At 67.6% G+C, this 16,049-nt stretch carries 16 protein-coding genes; 6 read left to right on the top strand and 10 right to left on the bottom strand.

Annotation, left to right across the window (positions count from 1 at the left end):
* Window positions 1-43: 43 nt before the first annotated feature.
* On the top strand, window positions 44-796 hold the full coding sequence (locus ACFXHA_RS35650) for an SDR family oxidoreductase (protein ID WP_379364088.1): 753 nt from the start codon (window positions 44-46) through the stop codon (window positions 794-796).
* 31 nt (window positions 797-827) lie between these two features.
* Here the strand turns inward: ACFXHA_RS35650 and ACFXHA_RS35645 are convergent, their stop codons facing one another.
* Window positions 828-1,430, bottom strand: coding sequence for a TetR/AcrR family transcriptional regulator (locus ACFXHA_RS35645; protein ID WP_379364086.1), 603 nt, complete (start codon window positions 1,428-1,430; stop codon window positions 828-830).
* A gap of 146 nt (window positions 1,431-1,576) precedes the next feature.
* Between ACFXHA_RS35645 and ACFXHA_RS35640 the strand changes: the two genes are divergently transcribed.
* Window positions 1,577-2,992, top strand: a complete 1,416-nt coding sequence (locus ACFXHA_RS35640; protein ID WP_379364084.1) for an FAD-binding oxidoreductase — start codon at window positions 1,577-1,579, stop codon at window positions 2,990-2,992.
* A gap of 45 nt (window positions 2,993-3,037) precedes the next feature.
* Here the strand turns inward: ACFXHA_RS35640 and ACFXHA_RS35635 are convergent, their stop codons facing one another.
* A complete protein-coding gene (locus ACFXHA_RS35635) occupies window positions 3,038-3,418 on the bottom strand; it encodes a hypothetical protein (protein WP_379364082.1) in 381 nt (126 codons plus the stop codon).
* Between the two features lie 238 nt (window positions 3,419-3,656).
* Between ACFXHA_RS35635 and ACFXHA_RS35630 the strand changes: the two genes are divergently transcribed.
* Window positions 3,657-4,076 (top strand): SRPBCC family protein, encoded by a 420-nt coding sequence (locus tag ACFXHA_RS35630; RefSeq protein ID WP_379364080.1) that lies wholly within the window; start codon window positions 3,657-3,659, stop codon window positions 4,074-4,076.
* Here ACFXHA_RS35630 and ACFXHA_RS35625 read toward each other — a convergent pair.
* From ACFXHA_RS35625 to ACFXHA_RS35610, 4 genes are all read right to left on the bottom strand, one after another.
* Window positions 4,067-4,612 (bottom strand): NUDIX domain-containing protein, encoded by a 546-nt coding sequence (locus tag ACFXHA_RS35625; protein ID WP_379364078.1) that lies wholly within the window; start codon window positions 4,610-4,612, stop codon window positions 4,067-4,069. The genes ACFXHA_RS35630 and ACFXHA_RS35625 overlap by 10 nt on opposite strands.
* A 46-nt stretch (window positions 4,613-4,658) precedes the next feature.
* A complete protein-coding gene (locus tag ACFXHA_RS35620) occupies window positions 4,659-5,144 on the bottom strand; it encodes a DUF2231 domain-containing protein (RefSeq protein WP_379364076.1) in 486 nt (161 codons plus the stop codon).
* Window positions 5,145-5,351: 207 nt separating this feature from the next.
* The gene (locus tag ACFXHA_RS35615) at window positions 5,352-5,906 is read right to left on the bottom strand and encodes an NADAR family protein (RefSeq protein ID WP_379364074.1); all 555 of its coding nucleotides are present in this window, start codon (window positions 5,904-5,906) and stop codon (window positions 5,352-5,354) included.
* A 140-nt stretch (window positions 5,907-6,046) separates the two neighbouring features.
* Window positions 6,047-7,231, bottom strand: a complete 1,185-nt coding sequence (locus ACFXHA_RS35610) for a hypothetical protein (RefSeq protein WP_379364072.1) — start codon at window positions 7,229-7,231, stop codon at window positions 6,047-6,049.
* Between the two features lie 165 nt (window positions 7,232-7,396).
* Between ACFXHA_RS35610 and ACFXHA_RS35605 the strand changes: the two genes are divergently transcribed.
* Together ACFXHA_RS35605 and ACFXHA_RS35600 are read left to right on the top strand one after the other, a co-directional pair.
* Window positions 7,397-8,656 (top strand): FAD-dependent oxidoreductase, encoded by a 1,260-nt coding sequence (locus ACFXHA_RS35605; protein WP_379364070.1) that lies wholly within the window; start codon window positions 7,397-7,399, stop codon window positions 8,654-8,656.
* A gap of 148 nt (window positions 8,657-8,804) precedes the next feature.
* A complete protein-coding gene (locus ACFXHA_RS35600; RefSeq protein WP_379364068.1) occupies window positions 8,805-9,611 on the top strand; it encodes an SDR family NAD(P)-dependent oxidoreductase in 807 nt (268 codons plus the stop codon).
* Between the two features lie 153 nt (window positions 9,612-9,764).
* Here ACFXHA_RS35600 and ACFXHA_RS35595 read toward each other — a convergent pair whose 3' ends face one another.
* From ACFXHA_RS35595 to ACFXHA_RS35580, 4 genes are all read right to left on the bottom strand, one after another.
* Window positions 9,765-11,459 carry an MFS transporter gene (locus ACFXHA_RS35595; protein WP_379364066.1) on the bottom strand — a complete coding sequence of 565 codons (1,695 nt, stop codon included), beginning with the start codon at window positions 11,457-11,459 and terminating at the stop codon, window positions 9,765-9,767.
* On the bottom strand, window positions 11,459-11,992 hold the full coding sequence (locus tag ACFXHA_RS35590) for a PadR family transcriptional regulator (RefSeq protein ID WP_379364064.1): 534 nt from the start codon (window positions 11,990-11,992) through the stop codon (window positions 11,459-11,461). The genes ACFXHA_RS35595 and ACFXHA_RS35590 overlap by 1 nt, the downstream gene beginning before the upstream one ends.
* Window positions 11,993-12,087: 95 nt before the next feature.
* Window positions 12,088-12,504, bottom strand: a complete 417-nt coding sequence (locus ACFXHA_RS35585) for a cytochrome c oxidase subunit 4 (protein WP_379364062.1) — start codon at window positions 12,502-12,504, stop codon at window positions 12,088-12,090.
* Window positions 12,505-12,516: 12 nt separating this feature from the next.
* On the bottom strand, window positions 12,517-13,527 hold the full coding sequence (locus ACFXHA_RS35580) for a cytochrome c oxidase subunit II (RefSeq protein WP_379364375.1): 1,011 nt from the start codon (window positions 13,525-13,527) through the stop codon (window positions 12,517-12,519).
* Between the two features lie 545 nt (window positions 13,528-14,072).
* Here ACFXHA_RS35580 and asnB point away from each other — a divergent pair.
* On the top strand, window positions 14,073-16,040 hold the full coding sequence (asnB, locus tag ACFXHA_RS35575) for an asparagine synthase (glutamine-hydrolyzing) (RefSeq protein ID WP_379364060.1): 1,968 nt from the start codon (window positions 14,073-14,075) through the stop codon (window positions 16,038-16,040).
* The last annotated feature ends 9 nt before the right edge of the window (window positions 16,041-16,049 follow it).

Here is a 16,049-nt window from a genome sequence, read left to right as displayed (position 1 = left end):
GTTGTGCCTCCCGCGGAAACCTCGGCGGCGGGATGCTTTTCACATGAGCAGAAAAGCATTTATCACCGGGGCCAACAAGGGCATCGGGTATGAGACCGCACGTCAACTGGCGGCACGGGGGATGACCGTTTTGGTCGGGGCCCGGGATGCCGAACTTGGGCAGGCTGCCGTTGACAAGCTGCGCGCCGATGGCGCGGACGCCCACTTTGTCCAGATCGATGTCAGCGACGAGGAATCCGTCAATGCGGCTGCGGCACGCATCGAAGCCGAGTTCGGTGGGCTGGATGTTCTTGTCAACAATGCCGCCATCACCGGCGGGATGGAGGGGGATGGGAAGGCGTCCTCCGGCACCCTCGCCACCCTGCGACGGGTTTACGAGACCAATGTTTTCGGACTGTTCGCCGTCACCAATGCGTTGCTGCCGCTGTTGCGGCGCTCGGAGTCGGCGCGAATCGTCAACGTGTCCAGCGAAGTCGGCTCGCTGAGCCTGCGCACCGATCCGAACAACCCTATGTCGCAGATGGTTTCGGCGATCCCGTACACCTCGTCGAAGACGGCCGTGAGCATGGTGACGGTTCTCTACGCGATGGAACTGCGCGATACCGCGATCAAGGTGAACGCCGCCAATCCGGGGTACACCGCCACAGATCTCAACGGCAACAGTGGTTTCCGCACCGTCGAGCAGGGCGCGGAGCCCAGCGTCCACCTGGCGACGCTGCCCGCGGACGGGCCGTCGGGCACGTTCTGGGGCTACCTGTGGGGCGGGGAGCAGGAGTACGGCCCGATCCCCTGGTGAGCGGCGATCGCCTCGTACATCGCCATCTTTGTCACGACGGCGCGACGAAGGTGGCGATGTACGAGGCGGTGAGCTGTTCGGTCAATCGCTTGTTCGACCAACGTCGTTGGTGAGCGAGGCGGTCCAGCAGATCGAGCGACATGAGCGACCACAGCAGGTCGGTCGCCGTGTCGACGGAAAGGTGCGCGGCGAGTTTCCGCTCCCCCGCCAGCCGTTCGACGACGCGACGGCTGCCCTTCAGCCAATTCCCCTGGGTGGTCCGCCACAATGCCGCCGCATCCGGGTCGCTGTGCTGGGCCTGCTCCACAGCGCGCAGCACCGCCAGGATGCGCAGATGGGATCGCACCAGGTGGGCGACCCATTCACGCAGACCCGACACGGCGTCCGGGGCGTCCCACACCGCCTGCAGCGATACCGCGAGATCCTCGGTCTCACCGAGACTGCGGTAGAGCGCCGTGACCAGGTCTGTCCGCGTCGCGAAATGCAGGTACACGGCACGGCGGGTGACGCCCGCGCGCTCGGCGACGGCCGCCATGGTCAACGCGGGCATGCCGTCGTGCTCGATGATGTCGCGGGTCGCCGCCAGCAGGGCGCCGACTGTGCGGCGGCCTCTGGCGTTCTGCGGGTCGGTCACGTCCGTCTCCGAATGTTCGTGTGAGGTGGCGTGAGCACGGTGCGGGATGTGCACACCATGTGTAGTTTAGTTACTACACGCGGTGTGTAGTTCCTGGCGGTAGCCCGGGTCTGCTGCCACCGCGAACACTATGGGGCGGTGGGGAATTGAACAGACGAATCAGTCGCCGAACGTTCATCGGCGCGGCAGGCGTGGGCGTCATCGGCGCGACAGCCTGGACGATCGGCGATCATGTCATGACACACGCGTCGACACCGGTCAGCGACAACTTGCGCGCCGTCGTGCACGGCCGGGTGTCGCTGCCGGGAGACCCGGGGTTCGAGACAGCGAGCCGCGCGTGGAGTACCGCTGTGACGCAGCGGGTTCGGGCGGTGGTGGAACTCGCCGACGCCGACGATGCCGCCGCGCTCGTGCGCTACGCCCGCCGCACCGGATTGTCACTGTCCGTCCAGCCCAACGGTCACGGGGCCGGTGACGACCTCGAAGGCGTAATTCTGGTGCGCACCAACAAACTCGACGAGGTGCGGGTAGATCCGGCCGCGCGAACCGCGCGGGTCGGCGCGGGCGTCGCGTGGGGGCGAGTACTCGCCGCCGCGGGACCGCACGGCTTGACCGGCCTGGCCGGCAGTTCGGCGGTGATCAACGTGACCGGGTTCTCCCTCGGCGGCGGATTGAGCTGGTTCGGGCGCAAACACGGCTGGGCCGCCGACAGTGTCACCGCCTTCGACATCGTCGACGCCGACGGTCACCTCGGCCGGATCACCGCCGGCTCCGACCCGGACCTGTTCTGGGCACTGCGCGGCGGCGGTGGCGACTTCGCCCTCGTCACCGCGGTCGAGTTCGACTTGCACCCGGCCCCGGCCGTTTTCGGCGGAACCATGGTGTGGCCGGAGACCGCCGCGCCGGCGGTCCTGACGGCCTTCCGGGACGTGACCGCCGACTCACCCGACGAATTGACGGTGTGGTTTCAGCGGTTTCAGCCCCCGGGATCGCCCGACACCGTCACCAGCGTTCTCGTCGCCTACCTGGGCGACGAGACCAGCGGGCGGGCCTTGCTGTCCCGATTCGACTCGATTCCGGGCCGGCTCGAAGACACCCGCCGCATGGTGGCGATCGCCGACCTCGGCGAGATCGCCTCCGAGCCAACCGATCCCAGTCCCGAAATGTTCGCCTCGGAGCTGCTGACCGGCATCGACGATCACACCGCCGAAACGCTGTTGCAGCCGATAGCGCCAATGCTCGTGACGGAGATCCGCCACCTCGGCGGCGCGTTCGCCAAACCATCCGACAGCGCCGCCGGACAGGTCACGGCACCCTACTGCCTGCTCGCCGTCGGGATGGTCAGCACACCGGAAGCCAAGGCGGCGTTCGAGACCCGGCGACAGCAGTACCGCGACGCCCTGCGCCCGGTCCTGGTCGACCGGGCACCGTTCACCTTCCTCACGGCGGGCGACACCGCGGCACGCGCCTTCACCCCCGCCACGTTGACCCGTCTACGCGCGATCAAACACGGGCGCGACCCGCACACGGTCATCCGCGCGAACTACCCCGTTCTGGCCTGAAACAGCACCCACCGGGGTTGGTGGACAGCAGGTCCGGTGTAGCGCCTAGTAGCCGAGCGACGGCGGATCGCCGCGGTGCCACATGTCGCCGCCGTCACGCTGGCAACGGGCCTGCCACCATTCGTGTAGTTCGCGGCAGTGGTGGTTGAACCACCAGTCGCCCTCGTCCTGGGGCTGACGCTGACCCTGCCCCGGCCATTCGTTCTGCCCCTGCCCGGGCCATTGATTCTGGCCTTGGCCCGGCCACTGGCTCTGGCCTTGCCCCGGCCACTGACCTTGATCCTGCCCCTGATCCTGGTCTCCACCAGTGTGATCGGCCAAGGCGATCGTGGTGGGCGGGGCGGCCTGCGCCGCGGTGAGTCCCGTCGCGAACGGGACGGTGATCAGGGCCGCCGCGACGAGCGCGGGCCCGAGTCTTGCGATCATACGGTTCACTCTTCGTATCGCGTTGTGCACCAATACGATCCATGATCATGTCCCCCGGCCCTTCCGATGCGTGGACCGCGACGCCCATTGAACGCCGTTTGTGTCACGACACAAGGGCGTTCCGCGTTCAGCTTCAGCGGATCTTCAGGTTTTCAACACTTTCAACTGTCCATCCGACTGGACAGCGTGCTTGCTAGGGTGCGCGCAGACCCATCGGATTGCACCGGGAGACAAGATCATGTGGGAGTACGAACACAGCGCCGAGACCACCGTGCCCCGGGAGGCGCTGTGGCGCAGCTGGTCCGACCCGAACCGCTGGCCGGAATGGAATCCCGGCATCGAAACCTTCGAGCTGGACGGGCCTTTCGCGCCGGGCACCACCTTCCGCATGACCTCGCCGGACGGCGACACCGTGCAGCTGCGCTTCGTCGAGATCGTCGACGGTGAGCTGTGGAGCGACGTCTTCCTCGGCGACGGCCTCGAGGTGCTGACCCAGCATCGCCTGGTGGCCCTGCCGTCGGGCGCGACCCGGGTCGTCTACCGCACCGAGATCACCGGCCCCGCCGCCGACACCCTCGGCCGCGAGATCGGCCCGCAGATCACCGCCGACTTCCCCGAAGTGGTGGCGGGCCTGATCGCGCACGCCGGTCAGGGCTGACCCAGCTCACCCCGCCGTTCCCGCAGGAGCAGCAGCGAATACGCGGCCACGGTCTGCGCGTCGACGATGACGCCGGCGCAGATCATGTCCTCCACCTCGTCGCGGGTGAACCAGGCCGACTCCATATCCGCCTCGGACGGTTCCCGCTCGTGCGCGCCCGCCGTCAGCTCGGTAGCCAGCACGACATACCCGTAATGGTTGCTGGTCGCCGGGGCGGGCGCGACCTTGCCCAGCGGCGTCAACCGCCCCGCCCGCAGCCCCGTCTCCTCCCGTAATTCCTGCCGCGCCACCGCGATCGGATCGAACTGCGACCCCGCCACCGCCCCGCCCGGAAACTCCCAGCACCGCCGCCGCAGCGGATACCGGTACTGCTCCACCAGGTGAAACCGCTCCCCGTCCCACGGGACCACGATCGCGAAGCACGCCTTCTCGATGAACGCGTACACCGACTCCTGCCCATCCGGCTGCCGAACCTCGTCCTCACGCAGCGTGATCCACCGGTTCGAATAGACCTCGCGACTTCGAAGCGTCTCCATCCCCCGATCCTCCCGCACCGCGGCGGCGAAACCGTGTTCCCGCCCGCTATTTGGCGTGCGTGATGACGGGCCGGGCAGCCACACCATTCCAGCTGGACTGCGCGCCGGATTCGCCGATGCGGTAGACCTGCACGGTCGCGGCGGCGCTCGCGGCGATGGTGAGGACCGCGACCCCGCCGACGAGCAGGCGCGAGAGGGCGCGGTCGTTGGACTCGCGGTAGTGCACGAATGCCAGCAGCGCGGCGACGATGAGCAGCGGCAGCGCGAAGAAGATCATCGTGTCGCCGAGGTGGGTGTGATTGTGCAGCTCCGCCGTTCGCGGGACGCGCTTCTCGAGCCACTCCCCCGCATCGGTGGTGACCGGCGTCATGACCACGACCACCACCGCCAGCGCGAGCACCAGCCACACCAGCCGCCGCCGGGCGGGTGCCCACACGGCGCACAGGATTGCCAGCACCGCCGTCAACGGCACCAGCACCACGATCAGATGAACCAGCAGAACATGGGCGGGCAGCCCAGAGACGACCGACATCGGCACCTTCTCTCGAACGAACGTCAGCGCCCAAGCCTCCACATTTTCGCTGTGAACACGCTGAGCCCCACACCCGAACACCCTGGGACCGACGCCGACCACCGCAACTACGACGAACCGGCTGTCAAGGCCGCGACCTGCGACGGGACGTGCGGCACGAACCATCCGCGTTGGGGTGGAACGACTCTCGCGGTGGACCGAGGCGGACTAAGGGTGGCGCGCGGGGGCGAGGGCGGTGCGCGCGTCCATCAGGGCGAAGCCGAGCAGGTTGTCGCCGCGCCATCGGGCGGGGTCGGCGGCGGCGGGGTTCTCCGCGCCGAGACCGATGCCCCAGATGGTGTCGCGGGGAGCGGCTTCGACGAGCACCTTGCCCTCGGTGGCGAGCAGGAACTCGCGAAGCGCGTCGTGCTGGCCGAATTTGGCGATCGAGCCGCGCAGCACGATGTCATAGCGGTGGGCTTCCCAGGTGTCCTGGTCGAACCCGGAGATGGCGCGGCCGAGGCGCTTCGCGTCGGCGGGCGTCTCGCTCGCGAGGATGCGGGTGCGCATCGGCTCGTCACCGAATAGGCGGGCCTTCTCGGCCATCATGAAATGCTCGGCGCTGCCGTAGCTTTGGCCGTCGACGGTGAATTCGATCGGCCACCACTGGCTGAGCACCCACTTGCCCATCTCGTGGCCCGGGGTGCGGGTGTGCCCCCAGAAGAAGAGGAATTCCGGTCTCGTCCCGTCCGCCATCTCAGCTGTCAGCTGTGCCCTGTCCACGCCGCGACCCTAGCCGAACCGGATGACACGGTCGCCCGCTTATCCCGCCACACCGCCCAACTCGCCGCGAAACACCACACCCCGCCCAAACTTCGCACCCCGGTCGCACTCGGCTTGTGACCGCGCTCGCCTCGCCGGTGTCAGCGGGCGAGGGCGCGCAGGCGGGTCATGATTTCGGCGGGTGGGTGATCGGCGACTCGATAGCGGGGCGGATCGTAGCCGTCGGTGGGGTACAGGGGCACCAGTCCGGCCACATCGTCCCAGGCGACGCGGAAGACTTCGGCGTCGCGGGCGACGAAGCAGATGTGATCGGCCTTGGGCAGCAGGTTGGGGAGGCCGTCGGGCCAGGAGGTCATGGTGGTCTCGGAGCCGTCGGGCTCGTGCAGGTGCAGCAGGTCCGCGATCCCGGACGCCTCGTCGCGATGCGCCCGCAGCCGCTCGGTCTGGGCGCGATAGGCGCTGACCGCCAGCGTGATCGCGGCATGACGGACCGGCGCGTAGGCGGGGTGCTCGGGCCCGACCGGGAGCGGGATCAGCTCGCCCTCGTCATCGATGGTGTACGGCACGGTCGACAGCGGACGCGGCGCGGAGTCGTGCCGTTCCTGCGCCAACTCCTGCAACCGCACCAGGGTTTCCGGCGTCGCTCCGAGCGCGACGAACATGCCCACGTGCGCGGGGAGGAAAAGCAGTGGCCGCGTACCGGTTCGGGCCTGCACCCCCGACAGCCAGCCCGCCACCAGCGGTAGCGAACCGACATAGCTCTCACCGCCCTCGTCGGCGAATTCGAAAACCCGCACGCCAGGATCCGGTTCGAAGGCGGCCAGCGCGTTCATGGCCGGCTCGGTGAGATTGGTGTGCGCGACCGTGTAGACCTCGTCGGCGTCGACGCCCCAGCGCGAAAGATCCTGCTCGGTAACGAATTGCACGGTGGTGGGCAGATCGATGACCACCAGCTCCGACAGATACGGCAGCCGGGGCCGCACGAGCACCCCGTTGCGGCCGTCGCGCGGCGCACCGTAGCCCGCCCGGCGCAGCACCGGCCGCAGCATGGGCGCCACCCGATCCCAGTCCGGCGGCGCCTGCGGCGGCAGAATGAGACCGTCGACCGCGTCGAAGACGGCCGCGGTGATCCGTCCGTCGAAACGGCGATACAGGGTTTCCAGCTCGAGTTTCGCGGCATATCCGTTCTTCAGCCGATACGCGATCTCGTAGGCCCCGGGGTCGAAATGCGCGGATTCGACGGCGTCGTACGCCAGCACCCGCTCCAAGACCTTCTTGCCGAACCGATTTCGCCCCGAACCGAACATTCCGCCCAGGAAACCCATGGCGTGATGTTACGCGCGGATGGTGACGAACGCTCTGGCAAACCTTCAGGGAACCTATGCGCCACAACCGAAAACGCGCTGTTCACGCCCTGTCCCCACGGTGCTCATTGAGACGCCTGTCCAACTACGAGCACAATGCGCGTGACTATGGTTAGCTGTAGCGCCATGAGCACGCCCGTCTCCACCCACCCCGACGAATATCTGCCCCGCGACACCGCGGATGTGGTTCGGACCGTTCGGGATTCGCGACGTTCCACGAAACCGCTGATCATCCGGGGTGGAGAACGGCCGGACGAGGACCTCGGGCTGCCCGATCACGGCACCGTGCTGAGCCTGCGCAAGATGAACCGGGTACAGGTGGTGGACGCCGATGCCAGGACGGTGCGGGTGCAGGCCGGGGCCCGGCTCTCCGACATCGATCGCACCCTCGGCGCGCACGGTCTGGGACTCCCGATCGTCGGCGACCATCGGGACATCACGGCGGGCGGATTCGCGGCGGTGGGCGGGCTGTCGGCGGCGTCGCATCGCTTCGGCATGTTCAGCGACAATGTGGCCGAGCTCGAATACGTCGATCAGGACGGCCGTTTCGGCACCTGCGGGCGCACCCATCACGCCGAGCGGTTCCGTCGCATCCTGGGTGGCGGCGGGCGCACCGGGATCATCACGGCGCTGACGCTGGAAGTGACCGATGTGGACAAGGACCGCACCTGGCTCACCACCGACGCGCACCGCTTCCTGGACTTCGACACCTGGGTGGAGCATTCGTTCCGGGAGATCCAGTCGCCGGGCGATTCCATGCTGCAGGTGGGGCGTTGGATCGACACCCAGCCCCTGAAGATGGCCCGACCGGTCGGTACCGGAACCGTGCAGCTCGGCACCGTGCGCTTCGGCCAGTGGTCCAGCCTGCACCCCACCACCCCCAACCTGTCGCTGCGCGCGCGGCGCGAGGTCGGCGCGCGGGCCCGAAAGTCGCTGGGCGCCATCGCCGCCTCCGCGGGCGGCCGTGCCGGTATGCCGGTGCGTAATGCCGCGGCGGGCGCGCTGATGTTCGCTCCGAAGGTGCTGACCCTGCGTGACGCGGAGTATCTGGCCGACACCGTCATCTCCTCCTCGGAGCGCGGACCCGCCTATCGCGTCTCGGTTTTCGCGCCCATGTCGAGCTACGCGCGGGTCTTCCATCGCCTGCACGACCTGTTCGCCGGGCACCGCGAGAAGACCGGCTGCTTCACCGTCATGTCGGCCATGACCTATGGCGTGCGGTCGGGCTACCTGCGCGAACTCGACAATGAGGACCACGCCTTCATCACCTTCACCTGCCGGTTGCGCCCGGCCGCGCTGCCCTCGGAACTGTTGCGGGACATCGTCTCCGGAATCGACGATATCTGTGTCTCCGAACGCGCCCGCCGTTATGACCCGACCGAATAGAATGTGTTCCGCCACACCGCCAGCTATCGGTTAGCAGCCGCGCTTCCAGAGTCGGCTCAACAGCACAGCGGGGTGGCGGTATCGGCGCTGTCGGCGGGGTGCCGGTGCATGGTTCATGCTCAATCCTCAGATGAAGGTTGCCTGTCCCATGATCGAATTCCGTGCTGCCCGCCGCCCCCGCTCCGCCGCTTCGCTCGCGGGTGAACTACCCATCGACGGCAAACGCATTGTCGTCACCGACGCCACCTCCGATATCGGCCGGGAAACCGCACGATTACTCGGGTTTCACGGTGCCGAGGTAATACTGGTGGCGCGCAACGGCTCTCAACTGGTCGACGAGTGCGCCACCATCATCCAGGCCGGTGGCCACGCGCACTGGTTCCGCTGCGACACCTCGGCACTGGGCGATGTGGATCACCTCGTCGAGTGGCTGCTCACCGAGTTCGACACCGTCGACGTCCTGGTCAACAACACCGGCCGCCCCACCCGCCGCCCGGTCCTGCAATCCCTGGACCGCTTCCGCGACTATCAACGCATGATGGCCGCCTACTACTTCGGCCCGCTGCGCCTGACGCTCGGACTGCTCCCCGCCATGCTCGCGGGCGGTTCCGGACATGTCGTGAACGTCGGCCCGTGGAGCCCCGAAACCGGTGCGGCCCCGAACTTCTCCTCCTACGCCAGCGCCCAAGCCGCCTGGACCACCTTCGGCCAATGCGCCGACGCCGAACTCTCCCCCCGCGGCATCCACGTCACCACGGTCCAATACCCGGCCCCCTCGATCGGCGCGCACGGCCCGGAATCCACCACCCTGGACCCCGCCGAAGCCGCCCGCTGGATCGAATCCGCCATCCGCACCCGCCAACCCCAACTGCAGCCGCGCTTCCCCCGCGCCCTGCTCGGCCTGGCGTCGATGGCCCCCCGCACCACCCGCCTCAAGCACGCCCTGGGCATCTGACCGCCCGAACCCCCAGTCCCGCACCACCCATATGAGGGGAGGGCGGGCCGCCGGGAGGACGTAGCCGACGGCCCGCCTTTCGAAACCCTTTCCCCCACACCTCTATTCCCGTGCGCGCATCACCACAGCTCAGCGGTCCACAAGTGCCGCGGCTCAGCGGTCGACGAGCGCCGAGTTCCGGGCGGCCGGTAGTGCGAGCGCCGCCACCGCAGCCGCCGCGGCCAACCCCACGAGCACTAGCGCGGCACGATGCAGTGCCTCGACGGACCCGTGGTGAACAGCAACCGTTGCGTACCAACTGGCCAACGCGCCCACACCGAACGAGGCCGCCACGCGCTGCACGATGCTGAACAACGTATTGGCATCCGCCAGCCGATCGGGCCGAACCGATTCCAGCATCACACCGAGCAGCGGCGTGATCACCAGCCCGATAGCCGCGGCGCGAAGCGCGAGAAGTCCCGCCGTCACCGCGATCGGAGTACCGGCGTCGATGGCGAGCAGCGCCACACTCGCCGCCGCGAGCACCGCGAACCCACCGATCACCGTGGTGCGCACCGAGATCCGGGTAAGCACCCGAGGCCCGAGCGCGGTAGCCAACCCGGTGACAATGCCCTGCGGCAGCAACGCCACCCCGGCCGCGAAGGCCGAATGCCCCTGCGCAGTCTGCAGAAAGACCGGCAGCAGAAACACCGCAGCGAAAGTGATCACCGAGGCCGACGCGCACAACAACAACGCCAGCCGCGACGTCTGCTGCCGGGCGAGCCCCAGATCCAACGCCGGATGCTCCTGACGCGCAGCCCATCCGGCATAGGCCGCGAGCAGCGCCAGGCCACAGACCAGAGGAACCCAGGTGGCAGTGCCGGCCCAGCCCGCCGCCCCCGCCCGCCCGATGCCGAACAGCGACAACGTCAACCCACCGGCCAGCAGAACCATGCCGACCGGATCAAAGCGGACACCGACCGTTCCGCCCGGTGCCAGCCGCTCCGGAATCCACCGAGCCGCCAACACCGCCAACACTCCGACCGGAACATTGATCAGAAAAATCCCACGCCACCCCGCCCCCGCAATCAATGCCCCACCCAAACTCGGCCCCAACGCCGGACCCAAAAACAACATCACACCGGCGACCGGCGACATCCCCCGCGCGCCCCCGCCGTAAACGCCACCACGCCCATCCCCGCCTCCACCGCCGCGCACTCCGCCCCTACCGCGTCCGTCCTCACCGATGCGGCTGTCACCGCCGGCGCTGGCGCGATCCCCACCACTGCCGCCAATTCCCCCGCCACTACTAGGTTCACGGCCCCAGCCGCTGCCACCGGTACCGCTTCCAGCCCCGAGATCGCTGCTGTCGCGGCTGATCTCACCACCTCCGAGGCCGGCGCTGGCGCGATCACCATCACCGCTGCCGTCATCCCGGGTGCGGTCGCTGTGGTCACCGGCATCGCTGCTGCCACCGCCGCCGCCGAGCAGCATGCTCATGGCCAGCGGGACCAGTGGTGCGCCCGAAAGGCCCTGGAGGGCACGGGCTCCCACCAGAACTTCGGCGGTGGGGGCGAGGGCGCAGGCCAGGGAGGCGAGGGTGAAGGCTGCCAGGGCGGTGCGGTAGACCGGGAGGGTTCCGAAACGGCGGGCCAGGTAGGAGACGGCGGACAGGCCGGTGCCCATGGCGAGCAGGTAGCCGCTGATCGTCCAGCTGACCACGCTCAAATCGGCGTGCAGAGCGCGGGCGATGGGTGTGACCGCCACGTTCACGATGCTCGAATCCAGCATGGAGAGTAGCGGTCCGGCTAGTAGGGCGTATTGCACGATCGGGCCGAGGCGGGTCGGCTGTTCGGACGCTAGGTCCATCATTCCCCCTGCGGCGTCACCGGTGCTGTCGCGGCGAGTGCGCCGAGGGCGCCCAGCCATTCGACTTCGCGCTCGCAGCGGTCGATCAGTTCGCCGGTGATCTGCGGGCCCCAGAGTTCGTGGCCGGTGCGGGCGCTCAGCGCGCGCAGGCGGGCCAGGCGGGCCCGGACGGCGGTCTCGCGGGCGTCCAGGACGCGGGTGCGTTCCTCGGGGGTGAGCATCGCGAATTGTGCTACCCGGGCGAGGAATTCGGTTTCGTCCCCGGCTTGCCCTGGAGTCAGCTCGGTGAGCATGTCCTGCAGCAGTTCGCGCCCGACCGCGGTCAGCGTGTACACGTGACGGGCCGGTCTACCCTGCTGTTCTTCGGCGGTCTTGTCGACGGCCCCGGCTTCCTCGAAGCGCCGCAGCGCGGGGTACAGCGCATTGTTGTTGAGGGTCACGCCGGTGTTCTCTTCGACGTGTTTGCGCAGCTCATACCCGTGGGCGGGCGCGCGCATCAGATGCCTGAGGATCAGGACTTCCACATACGACATATAGTCCAGCGTAACCTAGGTTCAACTGGACTAGAAGACCCGAAAAAAGCGCCCCATCCGAAAACGGATGGGGCGCTTCAGGTCTTACGTCAGGCTCAGTGCTTTTCCGGGCCGAGGTGGTACTCGAACACCAGACCGGCCGCGGCGGCCAGGATGCAGATGACGCCGATCGCGATCAGCCAGTACTGGAAGAACGCGAAGCCCAGGGCGGTGATGGAACCCGCGCCCGCGAGCAGGATGGGCCAGAACGAGCCGGGCGAGAAGAAGCCCAGGTCGCCGGCGCCGTCGACGATTTCCGCCTCCTCGTAGTCCTCCGGGCGGAGGTCGAGGCGGCGAGCCACGAAGCGGAAGTAGGTGGCCACGATCAGCGCCAGGCCCGCCGACAGCACGATGGCGGTGGTACCCGCCCACTCGACACCGGTACGGGAGCGGCCCGTGAAGTAGCCGTAGACCACGGCCACGATCACGAAGAAAACCGTGATCAGTTCGAAGATGCGAGCTTCGACCTTCATGTCAGTTCATCCTCACTTGGCGTCGGCGAGTTCGTTACCGCGCGCCTTGCGGTCGGTGTTGAACGGCTTGGTGGAAGTGGCCACGGGCGATTCGCCGATGCTGGCGAGCGCCTCGCCATTGGTCTTGAGCGGGTTCTTGGTCCGGAAGTCCATGTACTGCGCGAACTTCTCGGGGGACACCACGCGGATCTCGAAGTTCATCATCGAGTGGAAGGTGCCGCACATCTCGGCGCAACGGCCGACGAACGCGCCTTCCTTCTCGATCTTGGTGATCTGGAAGACGTTGTCCGAGTTGTTCTGCTTCGGGTTCGGCATCACGTCGCGCTTGAACAGGAACTCCGGCACCCAGAAGGAGTGGATGACGTCCGCGGCGGCGAGCTGGAACTCGATGTTGCGACCCGACGGCAGGACCAGCACCGGCACCTCGTTGGAGGTACCCGTGGTCTCGACCTTGTCGTAGTGCAGGTAGGAGATGTCATTGGCAGGCAGGCCGTTGTTCGGGCCGGGCTGCGGGTGGCCATCCTTGGTCGCTTCCTTGTAGCGATCAGCGATGTCCGTGTTCATGCCCTGACGCTCGGTGTCGACACCGTCGAGGACGTAGCGCGGCTGGCCGTCGACCGCCATGTCCACGTGCTGGTAGCCGAACTTCCAGTTCCACTGGAAGGCGGTCACATCGACGGTGACATCCGGGTTGGCCACCTTCTCGTGCACGTAGTTCTGCACGACCACGGTGAAGTAGAACAGCACCGCGATGATCACGAACGGGATCGCGGTGTAGCTCAGCTCCAGCGGCACGTTGTAACCGGTCTGGCGCGGGAACTCCGGGGAGTTCGGCTTCTTGCGGTGGAAGATGACGGTCCAGAAGGTCAGACCCCAGACCAGCACACCCATCGCCAGCGCGGCGAGCACGGACCAGGTCCACAGCTCGCGCATCTTGGTGGCCTGCGGCGTGATGCCCGAGGGCCAGCCGAACCGAAGCCACGGGTTGTCGATCGAGCAGCCGGAGACGAGCATCGCGGTCATCCCCAAGGACACCGCCAGCCCGGCCCGCCGAAGGATGCGGCCCCGCCGACCCTGGGCGGGTCGTGCCCCTGTCGCCTCGCTCGCCTTTTGCGCCACGCTCAACGCCTTCCTGGTCGTCATTCCGACAACGCGCCGCCCAGGCTCCCTTCCGCCGGGCGACACATTTCAGCACAGTTTGGGGCCTCGGGGAGGATACGCGTGAACGCGCAACCGACCCTGAGAGTTTCCCAAGTACTACGCAGCGTAGACCAAGAAACCGCCCCTGTTGTGACGGGGTCCGGTTCGACACGCTGTGCCCCAATCGCCTTCGCTTCGCTACGGCTGTTCGCAGCCCTGTCACCTCGGTCTTCCCTCCTCCGCTCCTCCGCTTCGCTCCCCCGCTCCGTCAGTCCAGACCGAGGCGGGCTGCGAACCTTCGGGTGTTGGATAGGGGCTGAGCGTGATCCGCGCCAGTACGGCATACTCGGGCAGTAGGTTTCGCGTCGTGCGTGCCCGTGCGGGTACGCCCCCAAATCCTTTGATTCCGGAAAGAGGTTGCTGCCGCAGTGTGTGGACTGCTCGGATTTCTGACAGCTGGCACGGGTACCACCGCGGACGGGCGGACGGTCGAAACCACTGCGGCGCAGGTGTACGAGGCGTTGCACTGCCAGCGCCACCGCGGCCCCGACGAGCGCGGCACCTGGACCGATGACCGGATGATCTTCGGCTTCAATCGCCTGTCGATCATCGATATCGAGCATTCGCATCAGCCGCTGCGCTGGGGTCCGCCGGAGAACCCCGAGCGCTACGCCATGACCTTCAACGGCGAGATCTACAACTATCTCGAACTGCGCGCCGAACTGAAGGCCGCGCACGAGGCCGAGTTCGGCGATGCGCCCATGTTCCGCACCGAGGGTGACGGCGAGGCCATCATGGCCGCCTTCCACTACTGGGGCGCCAAGGCCCCGGCCAAGCTGCGCGGCATGTTCGCCTTCGCCATCTGGGATACCGAGCTGAACAAGCTGTTCCTGGCGCGCGACCCGTTCGGCATCAAGCCGCTGTTCATCGCCACCGGCGACGGCGGCACCGCGTTCTCCAGCGAGAAGAAGAGCCTGCTGGGTCTGCTTCCCGCGCTGGAGCTTTCCGACGAGCTGGATCCGCGGGCGCTGGAGCACTACACGGTGCTGCAGTACGTGCCCGAGGCCGAGACGCTGCACAAGAATGTCCGCCGCCTCGAATCCGGTTGCTACGCCTGGGTCGAGCCGGGCGAGGACCCGCGCGTGACCCGCTACTTCAACCCGCAGTTCCGGGTGCAGAAGTTCGCGGCCGGTTCGGAGGCCAAGCGCTACAAGGAGATCGCCGAGGCACTCGAGGATTCCGTCGCCAAGCACATGCGCGCGGATGTCACCGTCGGCGCGTTCCTGTCCGGCGGTATCGACTCCACCGCGACCGCGGCCCTGGCGATTCGCCACAATCCGAACCTGCTGACCTTCACCTCGGCGTTCGAGCGGCATGGCTACTCGGAGGCCGATGTGGCCGCCGAGACCGCCGCGGCCATCGGCGCGAAGCACTACGTGCGCATGGTCTCCCCCGAGGAGTACGCGGCCGCGATCCCCGAGATCGTCTGGTACCTCGACGAACCCGTCGCCGACCCGGCGCTGGTGCCGCTGTACTTCGTGGCCAAGGAGGCCCGCAAGCACGTCAAGGTGGTGCTCTCGGGTGAGGGCGCCGACGAGCTGTTCGGCGGCTACACCATCTACCGGGAGCCGTTGTCGCTCAAGCCGTTCGAGTACCTGCCCAAGGGCGTGCGCAAGCTGGCGGGCAAGCTGTCGGACCGGATTCCGGAGGGCACCCGGGGCAAGAGCCTGCTGCACCGCGGCTCGCTCACCCTGGAGGAGCGCTACTACGGCAATGCCCGCAGCTTCAACGACGCCCAATTGCGTTCGGTGCTGCGGGAATTCCGCCCCGAGTGGACGCATCAGGACGTCACCCGCCCCATCTACGCCATGCAGGGCAACGGCTGGGATCCGGTGGCCCGCATGCAGCACCTGGACCTGTTCACCTGGCTGCGCGGCGACATCCTGGTCAAGGCCGACAAGATGACCATGGCCAACTCCCTGGAATTGCGCGTCCCGTTCCTGGATCCCGAGGTCTTCAAGGTCGCCGAGAAGATCCCGTTCGACCAGAAGATCACCAAGGACACCACCAAATACGCCCTGCGCCAGGCGCTCACGGACATCGTCCCCCCGCATGTCCTCAACCGCGCCAAGCTCGGCTTCCCGGTCCCCCTGCGCCACTGGCTGCGCGGCCCCGAACTCTACGATTGGGCCCGCGCCCAGATCACCGACTCCGGCACCGACCACCTGCTCAACAAGCAGGCCATCCTGGCCATGCTCGACGCCCACCGCACCGGCCCCGTCGACCACAGCCGCCGCCTCTGGACCCTCATCATCTTCATGATCTGGCACGGCATCTTCGTCGAAAACCGCATCAAGCCGGAAATCCAGGAACCGACCTACCCGGTCAACCTCTGACCTGTCACC

Source organism: Nocardia sp. NPDC059240 (genome assembly GCF_042753865.1).
Lineage (GTDB): Bacteria > Actinomycetota > Actinomycetes > Mycobacteriales > Mycobacteriaceae > Nocardia.
Note: the sequence above shows the minus strand (reverse complement) of the source record. Positions and strands in the feature narration are given on the sequence as shown.